Below are 22,249 nucleotides of genomic sequence, written 5' to 3' on the forward strand. Positions count from 1 at the left end.
ATGACACCGATGGTGGAATTTGCGCAGTGCGCTAATTGAAAAACCGGTGTCATCCTGAGCGAAGCGAAGGATCCTTGAGCCGACGCCGACACGAGACGAAGAGGAAGACCCGATGGAATACGCAAGGCCCGACGCCCTCGTCAGCACCGACTGGCTCGCCGCCCGCCTCGACGCGCCGGATGTGCGCGTCGTCGACGGCTCCTTCTACCTGCCGGCGCAGAAGCGCGATCCCAAGGCCGAGTTCGCGCAGCAGCACATTCCGGGCGCGGTGTTCTTCGACATCGACGAGATAGCCGACACGACCAGCCCGCTGCCGCACATGCTGCCGCCGCCGGACAAGTTCTCCTCGCGCGTCCGCAAGCTGGGGCTGGGCGACGGCAACAAGATCATCATCTACGACACCACGCCGATGACCGGCGCCTGCCGCGTCTGGTGGATGTTCCGCGCCATGGGTTACAAGGACGTCGCCATCCTGAACGGCGGCCTGCCGAAGTGGATGAGCGAGGGCCGGCCCGTCACCGACGATCCGACGCCGCCGCGCGAGCGTCACTTCACGTCGCGTCTCGACAACTCCCTGGTCCGTTCCATCGACGACGTCTACGGCCTGATCGACAGCAAGCGCGAGCAGATCGTCGATGCCCGCGCGGCAAACCGGTTCCGCGGCGAAGTGCCCGAGGCGCGCCCCGGCCTGCGCGTCGGCCACATGCCGGGTGCGTTCAACCTGCCCTACAACGAGCTGCTCGATCCGGCGACCGGCACGGTGCTGCCGGCCGACAAGCTCGCCGCCCGCATCGTCGCTTCCGGCATCGACCCGTCGAAAAAGGTCACTGCGAGCTGCGGCTCCGGAGTCACTGCCTGTGTCGTGGCGCTCGGCCTCTATCTCACCGGTGCGCCCGAGGCTGCGGTCTATGACGGCTCGTGGACCGAATGGGGCGGCCGCGCCGACACACCCATCGTCACCGGCCCCTGATCTCCACCCAACATCCGAGCCACAGTAGAGTCATGACCTCCAAGAAAACCTATACCCGCCCCGATACCGTTCTGGCCGTCGCCGGCCGCGATCCCGACAACAACTTCGGCATCGTCAATCCGCCCGTCTATCACGCGTCGACGATCCTCTCGCCGACCATGGACAAGTTCGAGAACCGGATCCCGTTCGAGGGATTCGGCTACGGCCGCAACGGCACGCCGACTCAGAAGGCTCTGGAAGACGCCGTCGCCGCCATCGAAGGCGCGCACCGCTCCATCGCCGTGCAGTCGGGACTGGCCGCCGTCACCGGCGCCATCGTGGGCTTCCTGAAGACCGGCGACCACATGCTGCTGACCGACAATGCCTACGGTCCGGCCCGCCGCTTCGCCAACACCACGCTGAAGGGCTTCGGCGTCGAGACCACCTACTTCGATCCGATGATCGGCGGCGAAGGCCTCGCCAAGCTGATGCGGCCCAACACCAAGGTCGTCTATCTCGAGGCGCCGGGCTCGCAGACCTTCGAGGTGCAGGACGTGGACGGCATGGCCGCCGTCGCCAAGAAGGGCGGCGCGACCGTGATCATCGACAATACCTGGGCGACGCCGCTCTACTTCAAGCCCTTCGACCACGGTTGCGACATCTCCGTGCATGCCGGCACCAAGTACATTGTCGGCCATTCCGACGCGATGATGGGCATCATCTCCTGCGCCACCCGCGCGATGTTCGAGACCGCGAAGACCGCCTGCCAGTCCTTCGGCTTCCACGCCGCGCCGGACGATTGCTATCTCGCGCTGCGCGGCCTGCGCACCATGGGCGTGCGCCTGCGCCATCACGAGAAGAGCGGCCTCGAGATCGCGAACTGGCTGAAGACCCGGCCCGAGGTCGACAAGGTGCTGCACCCCGCCCTGCCCGACTGCCCGGGTCATGAGAACTGGAAGAAGCAGTTCCAGGGCGCGTCCGGCCTGTTCTCGTTCACGCTGCGCGACGGCATCAAGCGTCCCGCGGTGGCCGCCATGCTCGACGGCATGGACATCTTCGGCATGGGCGCGAGCTGGGGCGGCTACGAGAGCCTGATGATCCCGGCCCATCCCGACCAGTACCGCACGGCCGTGCCGTGGCCGGAGGGCAAGCAGCTCCTGCGCGTCCATATCGGCCTCGAAGACGTCGAAGACCTGAAGACGGACCTGGCCGAAGGCTTCGAACGCCTCAACCGGGCGCACAACGCCTGACCTTGAGTTGGGCGGTATATTTCCAATACCAAAGGTTGTAGCGCGAAAGCACTCAATCGGCCTCGTTGCTATCTGACGCCCCGCCCATTAGGGTATTCGATGGGTGGGGAAAATCTGACGACAGCGAAGTCGCCCAGACCTCAAAGATAGGTTTTGGCAGGCCGTTCGGGAGGCCGTCATGACGTCTCTGGTTGGTAATCTGGGCGGTACCGCCGGATTCGGCGAGTTCTCGCTCCCTAGAAACGATGATGGCTCGACGGGGTTTATCGACCTTACGTCGATCTTCGGCGCGCAAGGCGTCAACTTCTTCGGCCACTACTACACGGGCCTGTACCTCAACAACAATGGCAGCGTGACCTTCAACGCGGCCTCCAGCAGCTTCACGCCGAGTGCGATCACGGGATCGACCAGCAATCCCATCATCGCCGCCTTCTGGGCCGACATCGACACGCGCGGCGGCGCGGTTGCACCGACGCCTGGCGGCACGTCGACCGGCACCAACCTGCTCTGGTACGATCTCGATCCCGTCACCCACACCTTCACCGCCACGTGGGACGATGTCGGTTACTACAGCGGCAAGACCAACAAGCTGAACGCTTTCCAGATCAGCATCCACCAGATCAACGCGCAGGGCGACTTCGATATCACCTTCCGCTACGAGAACGTCGACTGGACGACCGGCGACTCGTCCGGCGGCAGCAACGGTCTGGGCGGTACACCGGCCAGGGCCGGCTACAGCGCCGGAAACGGCGTCGATTACTACGAGCTCCCGCAATCCGGCAACCAGGCGAATCTGCTCGCGCTGGAGAGCGCCAGCAACGTCGGCGCGCCGGGCACCTTCGTATTCTCAGTGCGCAACGGCGTGCCGACGGTCGGCATCACCGTCGGCGATGCGTCGGTCGCCGAGGGCAATGGCGGCGAGCCCCAGTACCTCAGCATTCCGGTCTTCCTGACCGAGGCTTCCTCCTCGACCGTCACCGTCCATTACACGACTGCGAACGGCACCGCGCTCGCCGGGCAGGACTATGTCGCCCGAAGCGGCGTCCTCACCTTCGCGCCCGGGGTGATGCAGCAAAACATCCTCGTCGCCGTCGCCGGCGATACGATCGTCGAGGGCAACGAGACCTTCACCGTCACCCTGTCCGATCCGTCGGAGGGCGCATCGATCCTCGACGGCAGCGCGACCGGCACCATCGACAACGACGATTTCGCGCCGGCGGTGCTGTCGATCGCCGCCACCAGCGCCAACAAGGCGGAGGGGCAGTCGGGCAGTTCGGCGTTCACCTTCACCGTCACCCGCACCGGCGATCTGAGCGGCGGCGCCAGCGCCCAGTGGATCGTCGCGGGCGCGGCGGTCAATGGCGCCGACTTCACGGGGGGCGTGTTGCCAACCGGCACGGTGAGCTTTGCCGCCGGCGAGAGTTCGAAGATCATCAGCATTGGTGTCGCCGGCGACACCGCCGTCGAGTCGAACGAAGCCTTCACGGTGAAGCTGTTGCATCCCAGCGCCGGCACCACCCTCGGCACCGTCTCGGCAAAAGGCACCATCCGCAACGACGATTCGTCCCTGTCGATCGCCGCCACCAGCGCCGACAAGGCGGAAAGCCAGTCGGGCAGCTCGGCGTTCACCTTCACCGTCACCCGCACCGGCGATCTGAGCGGCGCCGCCAGCGCCCAGTGGACCGTCACGGGCTCGGCGGTCGATGGCGCCGACTTCACGGGTGGCGTGTCGCCGACCGGCACGGTGAGCTTCGCCGCCGGCGAGAGTTCGAAGGTCATCAGCATCGGTGTCGCCGGCGACACCGTGGTCGAGTCGAACGAGGCCTTCTCGGTGACGCTGTCGCATCCCAGCGCCGGCACCACCCTCGGCACCGCCTCGGCAAATGGCATCATTCGCAACGACGATGCGTCGCTGTCGATCGCCGCCACCAGCGCCAGCAAGGCGGAAGGCCAGTCGGGCAGCTCGGCGTTCACCTTCACCGTGACCCGCACCGGCGATCTGAGCGGTGCCGCCAGCGCCCAGTGGATCGTCGCGGGTTCGGCGGTCAATGGCGCCGACTTCACGGGGGGCGTGTTGCCGACCGGCACGGTGAACTTTGCCGCCGGCGAGAGTTCGAAGATCATCAGCATCGGTGTCGCCGGCGACACCGCCATCGAGTCGAACGAGGCCTTCTCGGTGAAGCTGTCGCATCCCAGCGCCGGCACCACCCTCGGCACCCCCTCGGCGAATGGCGTCATCCGCAACGACGATGTGTCGCTGTCGATTGCCGCCGCCAGTGCCGACAAGCCCGAAGGCGATGTGGGCGCCACGGCTTTCACCTTCACCGTCACCCGCGCCGGGGACCTGAGCGGCACCACCAGCGTCGATTGGGCAGCAACCGGGGCTGCGGTCTTCGACTCCGATTTCATTCCATTCGAAGAACTTCTGAGCTCCGCCGCTCTGATTTCCCAGAGCGCCTCCGAGATCGGCGCCTTCTTTCCCCAGATTCCTTCCGACGGCGATACCGACTTTCCGCCCTTCTCGCTCTTCGGCGGCGAGATGCCGTCCGGCACCGTGAGCTTCGCTGCCGGCGAGACCTCCAAGACCGTCACGGTCTGGGTGCTCGGTGAGATTCTGGCGGAGAGAGACGAGAGTTTTCTCGTCACTTTGTCCCATGCCAGCGACGGAGCCATCCTCGAGACGGCGTCGGCCCTCGGTACCATCCGCGACGACGACGGCGGCGGTACGGTCCGGTCCAGCGTAAGCTTCACGCTGCCCCCTGCGTTCACGAGACTTGTCCTGACGGACAGTGCCAACATCGACGGCACGGGTAACGCGCTCGACAATCAGCTGTTCGGCAATGCCGGCAACAACGTGCTGGACGGCCGCGCAGGGGCCGACCGGATGGCGGGGGGCGCCGGGAACGACACCTACCAGGTCGACAATGCGGGTGACGTGGTGGTCGAGGCGAATGGCGAGGGAACGGACAAGGTCCTGAGCTCGGTCAGCTTCAGCCTGGCGGACAATTTCGCCGAGAACCTGACCCTCACCGGCAAGGCCAACATCAACGGCACCGGTAATGCGCTCAAAAATCAGCTGACCGGCAATACCGGCAACAACGGGCTGATCGGCGGCGCGGGCAACGATGTCCTGAACGGCAAGGCCGGCAACGATGTGCTCACCGGCGGCACTGGCAACGATTGTTTCGTGTTCGACACCGCACCCAACGCGTTGAAGAACGTCGACACGATCACCGACTTCAATGTCGCGGACGACACGATCCGGCTCGACAATGCGATCTTCACCGCATTGACGGCAGGAACACTGGCGGCGAGCGCTTTCCATATAGGCACGGGCGCACAGGCAGCCGATGACCGGATCATCTATAACAATGCGACCGGCGACCTGTTCTACGACAGCAACGGCAATGCCGCAGGCGGCAGTATCCAGTTCGCCCATCTTTCGGCGGGCCTGGCCCTCACTTTCCAGGACTTCCTCATCGTCTGACCGGCTCGCTCGCCATCTTTTCGATCTCGCACCACGAACTCCGCAGCGGGATCGAGCCGCTGACGGGATCGGCGCGATCGGTGCCGATCGCGCCGTTCAGGTTCGCAGCCAAGGGATGACGGCGATCGTAGGGCGTGCCTTCGCCGCCATCGACCCACCAGCCGTGCTGGCCGAACACGGCGCCTGATGCGAGGCCCGGCACGATGGCGGCACGGGCGACCACATCGCCGCTGCGCGTCCTGATGCGAACCCAGTCGCCCTGAACGATCGAACGGGCGGCTGCATCGGCCGGCGAGATCTCCACGACCGGGTCGGGCATCAGCCGGCGCAACGAGCCGATGTTGCGATGCTGGCTGTGGCAATAGGCGACGCTCTTGGCACTGCCGAGGCGCAACGGATAACCCGCGTCGGCCGACAGGAGATCGTTGACATCGAGCTCTGGTAGTGGCCGGTAGCCGGAGAGCAGCAGCCGCTCCGAATAGATCTCGATCTTTCCGGTCGGGGTCGGGTAGCCGCGCGGACGGCCGTCCTGCGAGATCGACTGGGCATAGACCTGCGCTACACCATCGACCACGATGCCCGCCGGCGAACCGCGCAGCATCTCGACGGTCAGTCCCGTCCTGGCCAGGACGGCATCGTGGCCGCGGTCGGCATCGAGATCGAACATCCGGTCAGCGAATCCGAGCCCCGCAGCAAGCCCCATCACGATGTCGGTGTCGGAGCGCGACTCGCCGACGGGAGCGACGACCGGGGGGCGTAGCTGGACGTGCCGCAGCCCCTCGAGGCTGCCGTCGAAACCGGTGCGCAGCCCTTCCCGCTCCCACGAAGTCGCGACGGGCAGGATGATGTCCGCGTATCGGGCCGTCGCATTGATGAAGAAATCCGCATGGACGTGGAATTCCAGCGCCGACAGCGCCTTGCGGGCGATCTCCGTATCCGGTTGCGAGACAAGGAGGTTGGTGCCGAACGACATCAACATGCGCACCGGATAGGGCGCCTTCTTCAGCACCGCCTTGTAAACGTCGCGCGCCGTCACCCAGCCTTGAAGGCCGGGACCCAGCGGCCGCTCGGCAAGGCCGAGCGCCTTGCCGCGCTGTGTCGCGGACAAGAGATCCTGGCCGGAAATATCGACGAAGGGCGCGGCTCCGCCGGGCACGTTGCCGCCCTTGCGGCCATAGCTGCCGGTGAGCGCGTAGAGGATCGAGATCGCGCGATCGGTCTGCGTGGCCGTGACGCTCTGCCCGACACCGTTCCAGGCGTAGTAGGCAACCGACGCGGCGCCGGCGATGATGTCGGCAGCCTTTGCGAGGTCGGCAGGCTCGATCCCGCTCACGTCGGCAACGCGCTCCGGCGGAAATTCTGCGGCAGCCCGCGCGAACAACTCCAGCGCAGTGTGACACAGGACGGGTCCGGCCAGCGTTTCGACGGTGCCGTGCCAGCGCAGCGCGGGCGCGGCGCCCGCCTCTGCCCAACTTCCAGATTTCGAATTGAAGGCCACAAGGCCGCCGCCATCGCCCGCGTGGGAAAACAGGATGTCGGTCCGGCCATCGGTCCGAAGGTCGCTCTCTCGCAGAAAATGGCCCGTATCGGAGCGCACCAGTAGGCTCGCGTTCGTCCAGGTCCCGGCAAAAGCGCGATCGAAACGTCCGCTCGAGACGAGCAGGTTCGCCAACCCGAGCGCCACCGCCTGGTCCGTACCGGGGCACACCCGCAGCCACTGGGTCGCGCGCTTCGCCATCGCCGTCGGACGCGGATCGATCACGACCAGGCGCGCGCCGCGCTTCAGGCCCTTCAGTATCTCCACCTGGCGCGCCAGCCAGGTGGCCGCGGGATTGTTGCCCCACAGCACGACACAGCCGGTGTTGGCGAAATCCGGCGTCCCGATATCGTGGCCGTAGGTGAAGCGCGAGACGTAATCCTTGTGCCAGTTGCAGATTTCGGTGCCGTAAATCGTGTTCGGGCTGCCGTAGGCCCGGATGAAGCGCTCGACCCACGATATCGAATCCGACATGTGCGAACCGCTCGGCGTGGTGACGGAGAAGGCCACCTGCTCCGCGCCGTGTGTCTTCCGGATTTCGGACAGGCGGGCGGAGATTTCGGCCAGCGCCTCGTCCCAGCTTATCGGCGTCCAGCCGGGATCGGCGGCGCCCTTCGGTTGCGTGCGGCGAAGCGGGCGCGTCACCCGTTCGGGATGATAGACGAGTTCCGGCGCAGCCCTTCCTTTGGGACAAAGCGCCTGCCCTGTCGGATGCTCCGGCAACGGTTCGATCCCCAGCAACCGCCCGTCTTCCACGACAGCGACACAGCCGCAGCGCGACCGGCATTGCGTGCAAAAGGCCGCAATCTTCTGCGCTCCAACCATCTGCAATCTCCTACCCGACCTCACGATGGCCCCTTTCGCCTCGCCGCTGCAACCTCGATCAGGGCCGTTTGCCTGCCTGCTCCGACCAAGGTCGATCTTCACGCGGCCCGGTCATCCGCCGCACTGTTGCGGCAACAAGAAGTCGAACAGTGGAGGATGCAGATGGGCAGATTCTCATGGCCTTGGTGGCCGCGAACCAAGAATAAGTCATCGGACGAACCGCAACTCTCATCCGACCGGCGTCATCTGCTCGCAGCCTTTTCCGCGATGGCCGGCGGTGGTGCTCTGGTTGCAATGTCACAACCCGCCGTCGCGCAAACGCCAACCGACTTGCCGCCGCCGAAGCGCGCGCTGACCGGCCGCGATGCCGCCGGCAAGTCGGTGTTCAAGTCCTTCGACGTGACGCCCAAGATCGTGGAGATCGATTCCAATCCGGGCCTGACGTTCCACGAGATGTACATCACCGAGGGCGTGCCGCAGCTCACCGGTCAGGAACCGGACCCGATGCTCAAGGGGACGATCGCCTTCCCCGGGCCGGGCGGCACGATGTTCCGGCTGATCTCCTATCCGGGCCGGCGCCCCGAGGGCTACAAGCCACCACCCGGTGTCACCCTCGAGAGCGCACTGAAGGAATTGAACGACAAGGTCCCAGGCATGGGCGACGTCATGGAACGCGGCGCTCCGGGCATGCACACGTCGGATACGATCGACTACGGCATCGTGGTTCGCGGCGAGATGACACTGGAACTGGATGACGGCCAGAAGGTGCATCTGCGCCAGGGCGACTGCATCGTGCAGAACGGCACAAGGCATCGCTGGCGCAATCCGCTGACCGAGCCTTGCCTCATGGCCTTCGTCTCGATCGGCGGCAAGCGCGCCTGAGGCTTGTGCCTAGGCCTGCTGGCAGTCGCCGCAGATGCCGGTCACTTCGAGCGTCATGTCGCGCGCGGTGAAGCCGCGGCGGGTGGCGCTGGCGGTGATCGCGTCGGACAGGCCCTCGCCCTCGATCTCCTCGGCATTGCCGCACTCGCCGCAGATCAGGAAGAAGCCGCGATGGGCCTCGCCCGGGTGGCTGCAGCCGACGAAGGCGTTCATGCGCTCGATGCGGTGGATCAGGCCGTTCTCGATCAGGAAGTCGAGCGCGCGATAGACCGTGGGCGGCGCCGAGCCGAGATCCTCGTTGCGCAGGCTGTCGAGCAGCGCATAGGCACCGACCGGCTTGTGGCTCGACCAGACCAGTTCCAGCACCCGCCGGCGCAGCGGCGTGAAGCGCAGGTCCTTGGCCGCGCACAGTTTCTCGGCCGCGGCGATCGCGTCCTCGACACAGTGCTCATGATCGTGGGCATGCCCGGCGGGCGCCGCTTTGGCCGGTTTCTTCACGGGACTTCCGATTTGCCAACCGAGTAGGCGGCGATTATACGCGCCGTTCCTTCCGGAGGCCAAGGCTCGCCCCATGAGCACATTGATGTCCCCAACGACCTACAAACAGCCCGAAATCGACGCCGCTCTCGCCGTCATCAAGTTCGATGCGCAGGGCCTCGTGCCCGCGATCGCCCAGCAGCACGACACCGGCGAAATCCTGATGATGGCGTGGATGGATCGCGATGCCGTCGCCGAGACGATGCGCACGGGCCGTGCATGCTACTGGTCGCGCTCGCGCAAGGCGCCGTGGCGCAAGGGCGACACTTCGGGCCACATCCAGACCCTGGTCGACCTGCGCATCGATTGCGACGGCGACACCTTGCTGGCGCTGGTCGACCAGACCGGCGTCGCCTGCCACACCGGGCGGCACAATTGCTTCTTCCGCGCCATCCGCGACGGCGCGCTGGCGGAGATCGCTCCCATCGAGATCGACATGGAGAAGGAAAAGGTTTGAGCACGTTCGCATCGACGCGTCGCGGCTTCCTGCTCTCGGCGTCTCTCCTGCCGCTGGCCGCCTGCGCCACCGCGCCCGCGCCCAAGCATACGCTCTCGCCGCGCGGCGACCGGCTGGTCCGGATGATCCAGACCACCGGCCGAGACAACATGACGGCGCCCGAGGCCTTCGCGCTGATGGGCATCACCAACGAAGGCCGCGACATTCCGGTGCGCCAGCTCGCCGACGACGGGCCCGACGGCCGCTACGTCGTCAACCTGGTGAACATCCGCAAGATCCACGAGTTCGTCTTCCAGCGCCGCCAGGGCGATGTGCTCATCCTGCATTCGTCGGATACGGCCTTCAAGCGATTGCAGAGCGTGCGCTATGCGCGCAACGGCAAGCCTACGATCATCACTGACACTGCATTTGCCGAAAGCGATTTCCAGCAGCAGATCGCCTTTTGGTTCGCCCGGATACCCGGTCGATAGTATTGTGACAGCGAGATGACAATCGCTGTCGCCCCGCCCACCACCGCCCGCCGCACCCTCACCGTCTGCGGCGGCGCGCATGCCCTGCACGACGGTTTCACCGACCTTCTGAACGTCCTCTACCCGTTGCTGCAGTCGCAGTTCGGGCTGAGTTACGGCGCCATCGGTGCCCTCAAGACCTGCTATTCCGGCGCCATGGCGACCGGCCAGATCCCGTCCGGCCTGCTGGCCGAACGCTTCGGCGGCGTCCGCGTGCTGGCCCTCGGCACGCTGCTGATCGCCGGCGGCTACACGCTGGCCGGGCTCAGCGGCTCGCTCTACGGCGTGATCGCCGGACTGATCCTCGCGGGTCTCGGCGGCAGCACGCAGCATCCCATCGCCTCGAGCCTCGTGGCTGCCGCCTATCACGGCCAGCGCTCGCGCACCGCGCTCGGCACCTACAATTTCTCGGGCGACGTCGGGAAAGTCCTGCTGCCGGCCTTCTTCGCCCTGATCGCCGCCTCGCTCGGCTGGCAGCAGGCGCTGGTCGTGATGTCGGCCTTCGCGGTCGTCGGCGCCGGCATCATCCTCGCCTCACTGAAACCGATCGTGACGCACGGCAAGGCCGAGCCGTCGAAGGCGGTCGCCGGGCAGGACCGTCCCTGGGCCTACTGGCTGCTCTTCTCGATCCACATCGCCGACGACCTGGTGCGCACCGGCTTCCTGATCTTCCTGCCGTTCCTTCTGCGCAACAAGGGTGCGGACCTGCCGACCATCGGCCTCGGCCTGTCGCTGCTCTTCGCCGGCGGCGCCGCCGGCAAGCTGGTGATGGGCTGGGTCGGACAGAAGCTCGGCGTCGTGCCCTCGGTCCTGTTGACCGAGGTCGCGACGACACTCCTGATCCTCGCGGCCCTGCCGCTGCCGCTCGACTTCGCGCTGTTGCTCCTGCCGGCCGTCGGATTGATGCTGAACGGCACGTCTTCGGTGCTCTATGGCACCATCCCCGAATTCGTGAGCCCGGAGCGGCGCACCAAGGCCTTCGCGGTCTTCTACACCGGCGGCTCCGTCGCCGGCGCGACCGGTCCCTTGCTGTTCGGCCTGCTGGGCGATGTGGTCGGCCTCACGACGGCGCTCGTTGCCGTCTCCTGCGTCGCGCTCACGACCGTGCCGATGGTCTGGGCTTTGCGGCCGGCCTTCGCCGACGACTGAGGTTCACAGAATCTCGGAGACCCGCGACGAGATTTGCGGGAAGGTTTGGAACAGCCAGTTCACTTCGAGCGGCGCCAGCACCAAAAGCTTGACCACCGTTTCGGTGCGCGCCGCCCTGCGGGCGACGGCGTTGGGTCCTCCGAAGGCATCGCCCGGCCCCAGTCTCTTGCGGTTGCGGCCTCGTTCGAGGTCCACGTATCCCTCGGCGATCAGGAACAGGGACGTGACCGCCTCTCCTCGCCGCACGATGTACTCACCCGGGCCATAGGTGCGCGTGCCGACCGACGGCAGCAGATCGATGATCGCGCCGGCATCGATTCCGGCGAAGATCGGCATCCTCGCGAGCACGCTACCGGTCACCACGAAGTTCTGCCGCGCGATGATGCTGGCGAAGGCGGTGGCGACGATACCGGCCGGCAGCGCCAGCATGAGCAACCCGACCACCATGGTGACGGCACCGACGATACGGCCCCAGATCGTCACGGGAACGACATCGCCGTATCCGACCGTGGTGACCGTCGCGACCGCCCACCACATCGAATCGGGGATGGAGCCGAACTTGTCCGGCTGCGCTTTGTGCTCCAGCACGTAGAGGAATCCGGCCGAGGTCAGAATCACCGATGCCAGGATCAGGATGCAGGCCATCAGCGCATGGCGCTCGGCGCGAACGGCCTCGACCAGTGAATGGAAGCCGGGCGAATAGCGCGCGAACTTGAAGAAGCGCAGCAGCCGGACCAGCACGATCACGCGCAGGTCGACATCCGTCATCTGGCTGAGGATGAAAGGCGCAACCGCCATAAGGTCGATGAGCCCTTCGGCGCTTGCCATCCAGCGCAGCCGCGATCTCCAGGCGGTTTCGCCGGCACGGAAGGACTCCTCCGGCGCCGCCCAGACCCGCAGCAGGTATTCCGCTGCAAAGATGAACAGCGACACGCTTTCGATTGCATCGAATATCTCGCCGTAGGCGAGATCCATCTCGCCCACGGTGCTGACGACCGATGTCGCGACGTTCAGCAGGATCAGCACGAACAGGCCGCAGCGAACGGAGCGGACAGCGATATCCCGAGGCCCTTTGTTGCCGTCGAGGAGTTGAGAAATCCGCTGCCGCAGGGTCAAGACGTCCGGTTCCCGCTGGAAAAGTCCGCGGACTTTGATCGCGGCGACTTACCGGACGCTTACGGATGGTTTCTCAAGGGCCGCAGTTGCACACGACCCGCATCAGGCACCTTGCCATACCGGCCCCATCGGCTTGAGGCGGATGCCCTTGCGCAGGTGCTTGTAGGGCATGTCCAGCGGATCGGTGATGTGCGCGCCGGTCGACTGCACGACCAGGATCGTCTCGGCGATCGGCTGGAAGTCGGCGCGGAAATGCACCGTCGACTTCAGGCCGAGGATCCGCACCTTGGACGGCTCGACGCCGACGGCGCGGAACATCTCCTGGTCGGCCGCCTGCACGCGCTTGCAGGCCAGCACCGCGGAGACTCCCGAGGCCTCGTCGGTCACCAGCGCCATCGGCCCGATCTGGAACTTGGCACCGCCGTAGAACGGGCCGGTGCCGGTGAAGATGCCGTCGCTCAGCTTGACGACCCGCCAGTCGGCTTCGACCGGCTTCTCGCCGCCATAGCCCACGACCGCGCCGATGCCACGGCGCATGATGTTGCCCTCGCCCGCCTCGACGGCGGCCTTTGCGGCGCCCTCGTCGACGATCATGCCGATGACCGCGCCCCTGGCCTTGTGGCGCATCAGCGCCGCCAGCAGGCCGATCGTGTCGGAGGTGCCGCCGGCGCCGGGATTGTCCTGCACGTCGGCCAGCACGATCGGCTTCTTCGCATTCTTCGCCAGTTCGATGGCGCGAAGCGCTGCCTGGTCCGGATCGAGCAGCTCGCCGTCGAACGCCTTCTCCTGCGCCTTGACCGTCGCGGCGAGCTTGTCGGCCGCCGCCTCCACCGCTTCCTTGTCGTGGCCGTAGACGACGAGCGCCGGGCCGCACTGGGCAATGTCGGCCGGCGGGAAGCCCGGCGTGTGGGTGACGCTCACGATGCCCTGATTGTGGCTCTTCTCGCCGGCCTCGAGCTCGCCGACGAGATCGAAGATGCCCTTGGCCGGCTCGATGAAGGTGCACTGCCAGACCAGCGGGATCAGGAAGTCGAGCTGGCGGTAGGCGCGATAGACCGGGCGCTTCTCGCGCAGCAGCTTGTCGAGAAGCTCGATCGCGCGCTTGCCGGTGACCGCCATATCGATGTGCGGATAGGTGCGATAACCGACCAACGCCGTGGCGAGCTTCGCCATGTCGGGCGTCAGGTTGGCGTGATAGTCGAGGCTGGCCATGATCGGCAGCTCGTCGCCCACGATGCCGCGAATGCGGCGCAGCAGCTCGCCCTCGCCGTCCTCGGTGTTCTCGGCGACCATGGCGCCGTGCAGGTCGAGATAGATCGCATCGAACGGTCCGAGCTTGCGCAGATCCTGGTCGAACAGCGCCCACATCTTCTCGTAGGCATCCTCGGTCACGTAGGAGGCCGGTGCCGCGGCCGCCCAGGCCAGCGGCACGATCTCGTGCCCCAGCTCGGCGAGCTTCTTGACCGCCCCGGCGATCGGGATGTTGAAGCCCTCGACACCGGGGATCATCTCCGGCCCGCGCAGCAGCGGCGGCCAGGCATCGGCGCGTACGAATTCCTCCCAGGTCGCCTGCTGGGGTGCGAACGTGTTCGTCTCGTGCTGAAAACCACCGACCGCGATACGCGCCATCCCGTCTCTCCCGAATTTCCTCGTTTGGGCCGGCGGACCATATCATCCCGCCGAGGCCATTCCACACGCCCCTGTGACGGAGCGATTTAGAGACACTCGCGTTGCCACCGTCATGAGCAGTCTCTCGTGGCCGGCCTTTCTGAAGCAGTTTCCCCACGGGCATCTCGTATCGGCCGTTGCCGTCGATGTCGGCGCCGACGAGATCGGCAGCCGCCGCCTGCGCGGCCTGCGCGATCTGCTTCATCGCGTGATCGGCGGCATGGCGTCGAACGGCTCGTTCGCCCTCACGGTTTCGCGGACGGCCGGCTTTCCCGAGGTCATGTGTGGCTTCGAAGCGCGCGCCGATGCCGAGGCCTTCGCAGCGTTGGCAAAGGCCCGACCGGCGAATCGCTACCCGGGTTTCGCGACCCAGCGTGTCTTCGAGCTCGACAACGCCCTCGAAGCCTCCCTGAGGGCCGGCCTGCTGAGCGACGGCGATATCGACGAGCGCTGATCTTGCAGCTCAGTCGGATCGGGCATCGAACTGGACGGGCCGCAATGTTCCGTATTATCTGCCGCCGTCCATGCCTTTGTTCAGTTCGAGTTTCGCTCGCCGAACCATCGCTTTTCTGACCGCGGGTGTATTGGCGCTGCTGGCCATCGTCGGCGTCTCAGCCTGGTTGTCGGTTCGCACCGCGCAGCATGCCGAGTCCGCGGTGGTCGAACGCCAGATCCGGTCTCTGGCGACGAACCTGCTGGCCGCCGCGATCGACGCGGAAACCGGCCAGCGCGGCTACCTCCTGACGGGCGAGGCTCGCTACCTCGGGCCGTTCGAGCGCGCGCAGCCCAACCTGCAGAGGGATATTTCGACGATGCGGGCGTTGCTCGCGTCTGATCCCAGGCAACTGGCGGCCCTCAACGAGCTGGCGGCGGTCATCGACGCCAAGATGGCCGAACTGACCGAGACCATCGAAATGGCCAGGAACGGCCGGCGCGATGCGGCGATGCAGGTTGTGCTGTCCGATCGTGGCCGCCTGCTCATGGAAAGGGCGCGCCTGCAGCTCGCGGCCCTCACGTCGACGGCCGAAACACGCGTTACCGAGCGGCTGCAGGAGGTCAATGACGGCGCCGAACTGCTGACCTGGGTTACGGCGGCCGGCAGCCTGTTGATCGTTCTGTTCGCCGCCGGAGCCGCGTGGACGGTCGTTCAGTATACGCGCGACTTGGTCGCCGCCCGCACGGAGGTCCAGGCATTGAACGCCGGCCTCGAGGAGCGTGTCGCCGAGCGCACCGAGGCCCTCACCCGCGCCAACGACGAAATCCAGCGCTTCGCCTATATCGTGAGCCACGACCTGCGCTCGCCGCTGGTGAACATCATGGGCTTCACCAGCGAACTGGAAGCCTCGATGAAGACCGTCGGCCCTTTCGTGGCGGGCGACGCCAGCTTGGCGGACAAGGCCCGGCTGGCGGCCGTCGAGGATATTCCCGAGGCCATCCGCTTCATCCGTGCATCGACCGCCAAGATGGACGGTCTGATCAATGCGATCCTCAAACTGTCCCGCGAAGGGCGGCGCGACCTGCGAGCCGAGCCCATCAACCTCATCACTCTGTTCATCGCCGCGGCCGCCAGCGTCAGGCATCAAACGGAAGAAGTCGGCGCCACCATCGAGTTGCCGACATCGGCCCCTACCCTGATCAGCGATCGGCTGGCGCTGGAACAGATCGTCGGCAATGTGGTGGACAATGCCGTCAAATACCTGGCGCGCGACCGGCCCGGCCGCATTCTGATCACTACGGGAGAAACGTCGCGGCGGGTGCACATCGATATCACCGACAATGGCCGTGGAATCGCCGAGCAGGACAAGGAGCGGATCTTCGAACTGTTCCGGCGGGCCGGAACGCAGGACCGGCCTGGCGAAGGCATCGGCCTTGCGCATGTCCGCGCGCTGGTGCGGCGCCTGGGCGGCGACATCACGGTGCAGTCCGAACTTGGTCACGGCACGACCTTTCGGATAGATTTGCCGCGGCGCCTGCGGCTCAATGAAAACTCAACGGTAAAGTGAGAGGCTGCGAATGAACGCAAAGCCCGTTTCCATCGTCATGGTCGAGGACGATGAAGGCCATGCCAGGCTTATCGAGCGCAACATCCGCCGCGCCGGTGTCAACAACGAGATCATCGCCTTCAAGGACGGCACCTCGGCCCTCGCCTACCTGCTGGGCGCCGATGGCAGCGGAGCCGAGAGCGCGGCACGCTCGCTGCTGATCCTGCTCGACCTCAACCTGCCCGACATGACCGGTGTCGACATCCTGGCCAAGGTGAAGTCGAACGCGCACCTCAAGCGCTCCCCGGTCATCGTACTCACGACGACGGACGACCAGCGCGAGATCAAGCGCTGCTACGACCTCGGCGCCAACGTCTACATCACCAAGCCGGTGAACTACGAAAGCTTCGCCAACGCCATCCAGCAACTCGGCCTCTTCCTCTCCGTGATGCAGGTTCCGGCAACCGATTGAGATGGAGCAGGTCAAGGTCCTCTACATCGACGACGACGCAGGCATCGGCCGGCTGGTCGAGCGTGCGCTGGCGCCGCACGGCATCAGCGTTCGTCACGTCGGTTCCGGAGAGGAAGGCCTTGCCCTGCTCGACGCCGAGAAGTTCGACGCGGTCGCGCTGGACCATAACCTGACCAACGAGACCGGGCTCGACGTGCTGGCCCGGATCCAGCGCGTCACCGTCGACCTGCCGGTCGTGTACGTCACGGGCTCCGAGGATGCGCGCGTGGCCGTGGCCGCCTTGAAGGCGGGCGCCGCCGACTATGTCTGGAAGGACATTCAGGGCCATTTCCGGGAGCTGCTCGGTGCCGCCATCCGCTCGGCCCTGCAGCAGCAGCGGATGAAGACCGAGGCCGAGGAGGCGCAGCGAACCATCCGCGAGGAGCGCGATCGCGCCGAGTTGCTGCTGCACGAGGTCAATCACCGCGTCGCCAACTCGCTGGCCCTGGTCGCCTCGCTCGCCCGCCTGCAGGCCAACGCCGTCCAGGACGAGTCCGCCCGCAGTGCCTTGCAGGAGATGCAGGTGCGCATCATGGCGGTCGCGGGCATCCACCGCCGCCTCTACACCTCCTCGGACGTTCGCATCGTCGAACTGGGCTCCTACCTGATGAGCCTGATCGACGAGCTGAGCGCCGCCATCGACGCCGCCGACAAGAAGAACGTCGTGGCCCTGCATGCCGATGCCGACATTCGCGTTCCGACCGACAAGGCGGTCTCGATCGGCGTGATCGTCACCGAGCTACTGACCAACGCCTACAAATACGCCTACCCCGCCGGGATGCGCGGCGAAATCCGCGTGATCCTGCAGAAGGTCGGCGACGACACGGTGTCGCTTGCCGTCGAGGACGACGGCGTCGGCTGGAAGGGCACCGGATCGACACAGGGTACGGGCCTGGGAACCCGCGTGATCACCGCGATGGCCGCCAATCTCCAATCCAAGGTCGAGTACGACACCGGCGTCGAAGGCACGCGCGCCAGCTTCCGCTTCCGGCTCTGAGGCCTGCCCTTTTCCAGGGCAACGATTTTTGGCCGGCGGGGGAACATCCGGGGCAGCTAATCGGTTGAGGCTTCACCCCGAGGAGAAATCCATGCTGGTGACCCGACCTCAGCCCGTGCCCCGCCCGATGGGCTTTGTCGCGCCCGGTTCAAGCGCGCCGCTCGCTGCGGCTCCACAGCTCGATAGCGTGAATCATGAAATCCGGTCCGAGGGCGCCGCCCGTCTCGCGCCTAGGCCGGAAAACGCTACGCCTTACCCGTCGCGTCCTCGATCGCCTTGAGCAGCACCGGCCAGTATTCCTCGCCGTGGCCCAATTCGACGGCGCGCTCCATCACCTCGCGCGCGACGTCAGCACCCAGCGCCGGGACTCCCGCCTGCTCGGCCATGTCGATGGCGTAGCTCAGGTCCTTCAGCGCGTACTTCGTCGAGAAGGCACGCTCGGGGAATACGGCCGGCAGCATTGCCTTCATGCCGTGATTGCGCAGCGCGAAGGAATCGGCCGAGCCCTTGGTCAGCGTCTCGAACAGGACCTTGCCGTCGACGCCGTTTGCACGGGCGATCGACAGGCCTTCGGCCAGCGCGACCACGGTCTGGAACAGGATCATGTTGTTCAGGATCTTGACCGTCTGGCCGGCACCGACGTCGCCGCAATGCGTGACCTCGCTCGCCATGTGACGCAGCAGCGGCGCGATGCGCTCGAAGGTCGGCGCGGTGGCGCCGACCATGATCGAGAGCGTGCCGTCGATCGCGGCCTGCCGCGTGCGCGCCACCGGTGCGTCGGCAAAAGCCGAGGCCTTGCCCTGGAATTCCTCGAACAGCCGGCGCGCGAGCAGCGGCGGCGCGGTGCTGAGGTCGACCACGGTCCAGCCGAGCTTGGCCTTCGAGGTCAGGCCGTTCGGTCCCATGCACACCTCTTCGACTTCCTTGCCGCCCGGCAGAGAGAGGAAGATCGTGCGGCAGGTCTCGCCGATCTCGTCGACCGAAGCGGCCTTCACGCCGTCGGCCGCCAGGCGCTTCAGCGGCGCCTCGTCGCGATCGGCGGCGAGCACCGTCAGGCCGCTCTTGCGTGCGAGATTGCGGCACATCGGTTCGCCCATCGTGCCGACGCCGATAAATCCGATCATGTCCGTCATGTCAGTCCACTATGAAGAGTTTGGCGCCGTTGGCGGTGCTGGAGCGATGGCCGAGCGTATTGTCGGCCACCTGGTAGCTCTGGCCCGGCTTCAGTTCGACTGTGCTGCCGTCGGCCAACTCGGTCGACAGTTCGCCCTCGAGCACCAGCAGGATGTGGCCCTTCTGGCACCAGTGGTCGGCGAGATAACCCGGCGTGTACTCGACCATCCGCACGCGGATGTTGTTGAAGGTCTTGGTGCGCCAGAACGCCTTGCCGGTCTCGCCCGGGTGTTCCGTGCGCTCGACGCTTGCCCAGTCGGTCGTGCCGAAGGGTATTTCGAACATGAGCATGCTTGCGCTCTACCAATCACTGTCAGGGAGCATTGACCACCGACTAGGGATAGACGAAAACTTCTGAATGATCACTGCAAAATCGACGCTGCGCCGCCAGAACAAGGCCAAGCGCATCGAACGTGTCGGCAAGCTGGCCCGCGGCAAGTTCGTGAGCCCCGACAAGGTGCCCGAAGTGCTGCGGCGCATCATCGAGCACGGCGACGTGCTCTGCCTCGAAGGCGACAATCAGAAACAGGCGGACTTTCTCGCCAACCAGCTCGCGACGCTCGACAAGAAGGACCTGCGCGACATCCATCTCGTGATGTCCTGCATCACGCTCCCCGCCCATATCGAGCTCTTCAAGAAGGGCATGATCCGGCAGGTGGATTTCTGCTACGCTGGCCCACAGGGCACCGCCGTCGCCGACCTCGTCAAGGCGAAGAAATTCCCGGTCGGCGCCATCCATACTTACAACGAGCTCTTCGCCCGGTTCTATGTCGACCTGACGCCCCGTGTGGCGCTGGTCGCGGCGGCCCAGGCCGACCGCAAGGGTAACCTGTATCTCGCCGCCAACACCGAGGACACGCCCGCCGTCGTCGAGCCGACCGCCTTCTCCGACGGCATCGTGTTCGCCCAGGTGAACGAGATCGTCGACAAGATCCCGCACATCGACGTCCCGGCCGACCAGGTCGACCTGATCGTGCAGGCGCCCTACCCCATGCACCTGCAGGCGCTGTTCACACGTGACCCGGCCGCGATCACCGACGTGCAGGTCCTGATGGCGATGGTGGCGCTGCGCGGCATCTACGAAAAGTACGAGGTCCAGTCGCTGAATCACGGGGTCGGCTTCAACACGGCGGCCATCGAGCTGCTGCTGCCGACCTACGGCGAGCGCCTCGGCCTCAAGGGCAAGATCTGCAAGCACTGGGTTGTGAACCCGCTGCCGACCATGATCCCGGCCATCGAGTCGGGCTGGATCGAGAGCGTCTTCGCTTTCGGCGGCGAAGTCGGCATGGAACGCTACACGGCGGCCCGCTCCGACGTGTTCTTCACCGGACGCGACGGCGGCTTCCATTCCAACCGCCCGATGGGCCAGCTCGCCGGCCTCTACGGCATCGACATGTTCATCGGCGCGTCGTTGCAGATCGACATCAACGGCAACTCCTCGACCGTCTCGAAGAACCGCATCACGGGCTATGGCGGCGCGCCCAACATGGGCTGCCAGCCGACCGGCCGCCGTCATCCCACCAAGGCCTGGCTGAAGGCCGGCGCCGAAGCCAATCCCGGCCCCGGCACCTCGCCCGGCCGCAAGCTGGTCGTGCAGATGGTCGAGACGTTCCAGGCCGGCCGCGTGCCGACCTTCGTCGAGGAACTCGACGCGCACGAGCCGAGTATCCGCAAGGCCCTGCACGGCGTGTCGCCGGTGATGATCTATGGTGACGACGTCACGCACATCGTGACCGAGGAAGGCATCGCCAACGTGGGCGCCTGCCGTTCCGTCGCCGAGCGCCAGGCCGCGATCCGCGCGGTCGCGGGCTATACGCCGGTTGGCCTCAAGCGCAAGAAGCGCGAGACCGAGGACCTGCGCGCCCGCGGCATCGTGCAACTGCCCGAGGATGTCGGCGTTCGCCCATCCGAGGCGAGTCGCAGCCTGCTGGCCACGCAGGACATCAAGGGCCTCGTGCGCTGGTCCCAGGGCCTCTACGACCCGCCCTCGCAATTCGTCGACTGGTAGGACCCGTCAGAATGGAAAAGTTCACCAAGGCTTTCCCGTCCAAGCCGCTGCCGTCGAAGACCGCCAAGCCGTGGGCGCTAGCAGGCGTCGTCGGTTCGGGCAATCTCGAAGTGCTGGTCGAGCGCGGCGGCAAGCCCGCCACCGCCATGGAGTGCCACGTCGAGACCTCGATCCCCGGCTACAAGGCCTCGTGGCTCGCGGCCCTCTCCGACTTCGCCCATCACTATCCGGCCGGCGGCACCAAGGTCACGATCAACGACCAGGGCGCACCGCCCGTGCTCGTCACGCTCCGCCTGCGCCAAGCCTACGACCATCTCACCAAGGGCGACAAATGACCGGCGCCATCCTTTTCCATGAGCAGACCGCGCGCGAGCGCATCGCATCGCTCGTCGACGCGGGCTCGTTCGCCGAGCTGCTGCCGCCGCCGGAGCGGATCACCAGCCCCTACCTCGCCCAGCTCGGCATCCCCGTGTCGTTCGACGACGGCATCGTGATCGGCCGCGCCAGGATCGGCGGGAAGAAAATCTATCTCGCGGCTCAGGTCGGCCAGTTCGTCGGCGGCGCGGTCGGCGAGATTCACGGCGCCAAGCTCACCGGCCTGTTCAAGGCCGCGGCGCGTGACGGCGTGCCCTGCGTCTTCATCATCGAAAGCGGCGGCGTGCGCCTGCACGAAGGCTCGGCCGGCGAGATCGCCATCACCGAGACCATGCGCGCAATCTTCGAATGCCGCGCCCGGAAGATCCCGACCATCGCCGTCATCGCCACCGACATCGGTGCGTATGGCGGCATCGGCATCCTGTCGACCTGCTGCGACTTCCGCGTCATGACCGAGCACGGCCGCCTCGGCATCTCCGGCCCGATCGTCATCGAGAAGTGGATGGGCAAGAAGGCCTACGACTCGGCGAACCGGGCCCTGGTGTGGAAGACGAGCGGCGGCAAGACGAAGTACCTGCTGGGCGACGCCGACGCGCTGGTGCACGACACCCCCGAGGCGGTACGCGACGCCATCGCCAAGCTTCTCGGCAAGTCGAGCCCGGTCAGCCTCGCTGCCGTCAAGGCGCGCCAGAAGGAACTGGAGAAGCGGCTGAAGCGCTTCGGCGCGACCGAGAATCCCGAAGCTATGTGGAAGAGCATGGGCGTGCGCGACATCGAAGCCGCGTCGCTGGCCTCCGGCCCGGAATTCGTCGCTCTCGCCAAGCTTGGGAAGTAAGC

20 protein-coding genes are annotated in these 22,249 nt (G+C 66.1%); 14 read left to right on the top strand and 6 right to left on the bottom strand.

Features of this window, described 5'->3' with window-relative positions; translation table 11 throughout:
• The first annotated feature begins 112 nt into the window (after positions 1-112).
• The 3 genes from sseA (at position 113) to AC1ROX_RS08505 (ending at position 5,686) form a co-directional block, all read left to right on the top strand.
• Complete coding sequence (gene sseA / locus AC1ROX_RS08495; protein ID WP_493124339.1) at positions 113-970, top strand: 3-mercaptopyruvate sulfurtransferase; 858 nt, start codon at positions 113-115, stop codon at positions 968-970.
• A 32-nt stretch (positions 971-1,002) separates the two neighbouring features.
• A complete protein-coding gene (gene metC / locus AC1ROX_RS08500; RefSeq protein ID WP_493124341.1) occupies positions 1,003-2,199 on the top strand; it encodes a cystathionine beta-lyase in 1,197 nt (398 codons plus the stop codon).
• A 178-nt stretch (positions 2,200-2,377) separates the two neighbouring features.
• A complete protein-coding gene (locus AC1ROX_RS08505) occupies positions 2,378-5,686 on the top strand; it encodes a Calx-beta domain-containing protein (RefSeq protein ID WP_493124343.1) in 3,309 nt (1,102 codons plus the stop codon).
• Here AC1ROX_RS08505 and AC1ROX_RS08510 read toward each other — a convergent pair.
• Positions 5,676-8,048, bottom strand: a complete 2,373-nt coding sequence (locus tag AC1ROX_RS08510; protein ID WP_493124345.1) for a molybdopterin-containing oxidoreductase family protein — start codon at positions 8,046-8,048, stop codon at positions 5,676-5,678. The two genes, AC1ROX_RS08505 and AC1ROX_RS08510, sit on opposite strands and share 11 nt — an antisense overlap.
• Before the next feature lie 294 nt (positions 8,049-8,342).
• Here AC1ROX_RS08510 and AC1ROX_RS08515 point away from each other — a divergent pair, with 294 nt between their 5' ends.
• The gene (locus AC1ROX_RS08515) at positions 8,343-8,930 is read left to right on the top strand and encodes a cupin domain-containing protein (RefSeq protein ID WP_493124349.1); all 588 of its coding nucleotides are present in this window, start codon (positions 8,343-8,345) and stop codon (positions 8,928-8,930) included.
• A gap of 9 nt (positions 8,931-8,939) precedes the next feature.
• Here the strand turns inward: AC1ROX_RS08515 and AC1ROX_RS08520 are convergent, their stop codons facing one another.
• A complete protein-coding gene (locus AC1ROX_RS08520) occupies positions 8,940-9,428 on the bottom strand; it encodes a Fur family transcriptional regulator (RefSeq protein WP_493124351.1) in 489 nt (162 codons plus the stop codon).
• Between the two features lie 85 nt (positions 9,429-9,513).
• On the opposite strand from AC1ROX_RS08520, the gene hisI reads away from it, so the two are divergent.
• Genes hisI through AC1ROX_RS08535 form a run of 3 tightly spaced genes read left to right on the top strand, consistent with a single transcriptional unit; the run spans position 9,514 to position 11,582 of the window.
• Complete coding sequence (gene hisI / locus AC1ROX_RS08525) at positions 9,514-9,924, top strand: phosphoribosyl-AMP cyclohydrolase (RefSeq protein ID WP_493124353.1); 411 nt, start codon at positions 9,514-9,516, stop codon at positions 9,922-9,924.
• Positions 9,921-10,394, top strand: coding sequence for a hypothetical protein (locus AC1ROX_RS08530; RefSeq protein ID WP_493124355.1), 474 nt, complete (start codon positions 9,921-9,923; stop codon positions 10,392-10,394). Before hisI ends, AC1ROX_RS08530 begins: the two co-directional genes overlap by 4 nt.
• Before the next feature lie 15 nt (positions 10,395-10,409).
• Entirely contained in the window at positions 10,410-11,582 is a 1,173-nt protein-coding gene (locus tag AC1ROX_RS08535; RefSeq protein ID WP_493124357.1) for an MFS transporter, read from the top strand.
• 3 nt (positions 11,583-11,585) lie between these two features.
• On the opposite strand, the gene AC1ROX_RS08540 is transcribed toward AC1ROX_RS08535, so the two are convergent.
• Together AC1ROX_RS08540 and AC1ROX_RS08545 are read right to left on the bottom strand one after the other, a co-directional pair.
• Positions 11,586-12,698 (bottom strand): ion transporter, encoded by a 1,113-nt coding sequence (locus AC1ROX_RS08540; RefSeq protein ID WP_493124359.1) that lies wholly within the window; start codon positions 12,696-12,698, stop codon positions 11,586-11,588.
• A gap of 102 nt (positions 12,699-12,800) precedes the next feature.
• The gene (locus tag AC1ROX_RS08545; protein WP_493124361.1) at positions 12,801-14,327 is read right to left on the bottom strand and encodes a M81 family metallopeptidase; all 1,527 of its coding nucleotides are present in this window, start codon (positions 14,325-14,327) and stop codon (positions 12,801-12,803) included.
• Between the two features lie 112 nt (positions 14,328-14,439).
• Between AC1ROX_RS08545 and AC1ROX_RS08550 the strand changes: the two genes are divergently transcribed.
• From AC1ROX_RS08550 to AC1ROX_RS08565, 4 genes are all read left to right on the top strand, one after another.
• The gene (locus AC1ROX_RS08550; protein ID WP_493124363.1) at positions 14,440-14,820 is read left to right on the top strand and encodes a hypothetical protein; all 381 of its coding nucleotides are present in this window, start codon (positions 14,440-14,442) and stop codon (positions 14,818-14,820) included.
• A gap of 130 nt (positions 14,821-14,950) precedes the next feature.
• Positions 14,951-16,369: a sensor histidine kinase gene (locus AC1ROX_RS08555; protein WP_493124365.1), complete on the top strand. Its 1,419-nt coding sequence runs from the start codon at positions 14,951-14,953 to the stop codon at positions 16,367-16,369.
• 10 nt (positions 16,370-16,379) lie between these two features.
• Complete coding sequence (locus AC1ROX_RS08560; RefSeq protein ID WP_493124367.1) at positions 16,380-16,820, top strand: response regulator; 441 nt, start codon at positions 16,380-16,382, stop codon at positions 16,818-16,820.
• Between the two features lies 1 nt (position 16,821).
• Entirely contained in the window at positions 16,822-17,856 is a 1,035-nt protein-coding gene (locus AC1ROX_RS08565; protein WP_493124369.1) for a response regulator, read from the top strand.
• Between the two features lie 245 nt (positions 17,857-18,101).
• Here the strand turns inward: AC1ROX_RS08565 and AC1ROX_RS08570 are convergent, their stop codons facing one another.
• Positions 18,102-18,989 carry an NAD(P)-dependent oxidoreductase gene (locus tag AC1ROX_RS08570; RefSeq protein ID WP_493124373.1) on the bottom strand — a complete coding sequence of 296 codons (888 nt, stop codon included), beginning with the start codon at positions 18,987-18,989 and terminating at the stop codon, positions 18,102-18,104.
• A 1-nt stretch (position 18,990) separates the two neighbouring features.
• Complete coding sequence (locus AC1ROX_RS08575) at positions 18,991-19,320, bottom strand: DHCW motif cupin fold protein (protein WP_493124376.1); 330 nt, start codon at positions 19,318-19,320, stop codon at positions 18,991-18,993.
• Positions 19,321-19,387: 67 nt separating this feature from the next.
• On the opposite strand from AC1ROX_RS08575, the gene mdcA reads away from it, so the two are divergent.
• Genes mdcA through AC1ROX_RS08590 form a run of 3 tightly spaced genes read left to right on the top strand, consistent with a single transcriptional unit; the run spans position 19,388 to position 22,247 of the window.
• The gene (gene mdcA / locus AC1ROX_RS08580; protein ID WP_493124378.1) at positions 19,388-21,037 is read left to right on the top strand and encodes a malonate decarboxylase subunit alpha; all 1,650 of its coding nucleotides are present in this window, start codon (positions 19,388-19,390) and stop codon (positions 21,035-21,037) included.
• A gap of 11 nt (positions 21,038-21,048) precedes the next feature.
• Entirely contained in the window at positions 21,049-21,372 is a 324-nt protein-coding gene (gene mdcC, locus AC1ROX_RS08585) for a malonate decarboxylase acyl carrier protein (protein WP_493124380.1), read from the top strand.
• Positions 21,369-22,247, top strand: a complete 879-nt coding sequence (locus AC1ROX_RS08590) for a biotin-independent malonate decarboxylase subunit beta (protein ID WP_493124382.1) — start codon at positions 21,369-21,371, stop codon at positions 22,245-22,247. Before mdcC ends, AC1ROX_RS08590 begins: the two co-directional genes overlap by 4 nt.
• The last annotated feature ends 2 nt before the right edge of the window (positions 22,248-22,249 follow it).

This window comes from Reyranella sp. GW821-FHT14A01, from assembly GCF_058803965.1.

Excerpts from the sequence above, each read along its gene's own strand:
- sseA (WP_493124339.1), top strand. The coding sequence starts at position 113 with ATGGAATACGCAAGGCCCGACGCCCTCGTCAGCACCGACTGGCTCGCC.
- metC (WP_493124341.1), top strand. The coding sequence starts at position 1,003 with ATGACCTCCAAGAAAACCTATACCCGCCCCGATACCGTTCTGGCCGTC.
- AC1ROX_RS08505 (WP_493124343.1), top strand. The coding sequence starts at position 2,378 with ATGACGTCTCTGGTTGGTAATCTGGGCGGTACCGCCGGATTCGGCGAG.
- AC1ROX_RS08510 (WP_493124345.1), bottom strand. The coding sequence starts at position 8,048 with ATGGTTGGAGCGCAGAAGATTGCGGCCTTTTGCACGCAATGCCGGTCG.
- AC1ROX_RS08515 (WP_493124349.1), top strand. The coding sequence starts at position 8,343 with ATGTCACAACCCGCCGTCGCGCAAACGCCAACCGACTTGCCGCCGCCG.
- hisI (WP_493124353.1), top strand. The coding sequence starts at position 9,514 with ATGTCCCCAACGACCTACAAACAGCCCGAAATCGACGCCGCTCTCGCC.
- AC1ROX_RS08535 (WP_493124357.1), top strand. The coding sequence starts at position 10,410 with ATGACAATCGCTGTCGCCCCGCCCACCACCGCCCGCCGCACCCTCACC.
- AC1ROX_RS08545 (WP_493124361.1), bottom strand. The coding sequence starts at position 14,327 with ATGGCGCGTATCGCGGTCGGTGGTTTTCAGCACGAGACGAACACGTTC.
- AC1ROX_RS08550 (WP_493124363.1), top strand. The coding sequence starts at position 14,440 with ATGAGCAGTCTCTCGTGGCCGGCCTTTCTGAAGCAGTTTCCCCACGGG.
- AC1ROX_RS08560 (WP_493124367.1), top strand. The coding sequence starts at position 16,380 with ATGAACGCAAAGCCCGTTTCCATCGTCATGGTCGAGGACGATGAAGGC.
- AC1ROX_RS08565 (WP_493124369.1), top strand. The coding sequence starts at position 16,822 with ATGGAGCAGGTCAAGGTCCTCTACATCGACGACGACGCAGGCATCGGC.
- AC1ROX_RS08570 (WP_493124373.1), bottom strand. The coding sequence starts at position 18,989 with ATGACGGACATGATCGGATTTATCGGCGTCGGCACGATGGGCGAACCG.
- AC1ROX_RS08575 (WP_493124376.1), bottom strand. The coding sequence starts at position 19,320 with ATGCTCATGTTCGAAATACCCTTCGGCACGACCGACTGGGCAAGCGTC.
- mdcA (WP_493124378.1), top strand. The coding sequence starts at position 19,388 with ATGATCACTGCAAAATCGACGCTGCGCCGCCAGAACAAGGCCAAGCGC.
- mdcC (WP_493124380.1), top strand. The coding sequence starts at position 21,049 with ATGGAAAAGTTCACCAAGGCTTTCCCGTCCAAGCCGCTGCCGTCGAAG.
- AC1ROX_RS08590 (WP_493124382.1), top strand. The coding sequence starts at position 21,369 with ATGACCGGCGCCATCCTTTTCCATGAGCAGACCGCGCGCGAGCGCATC.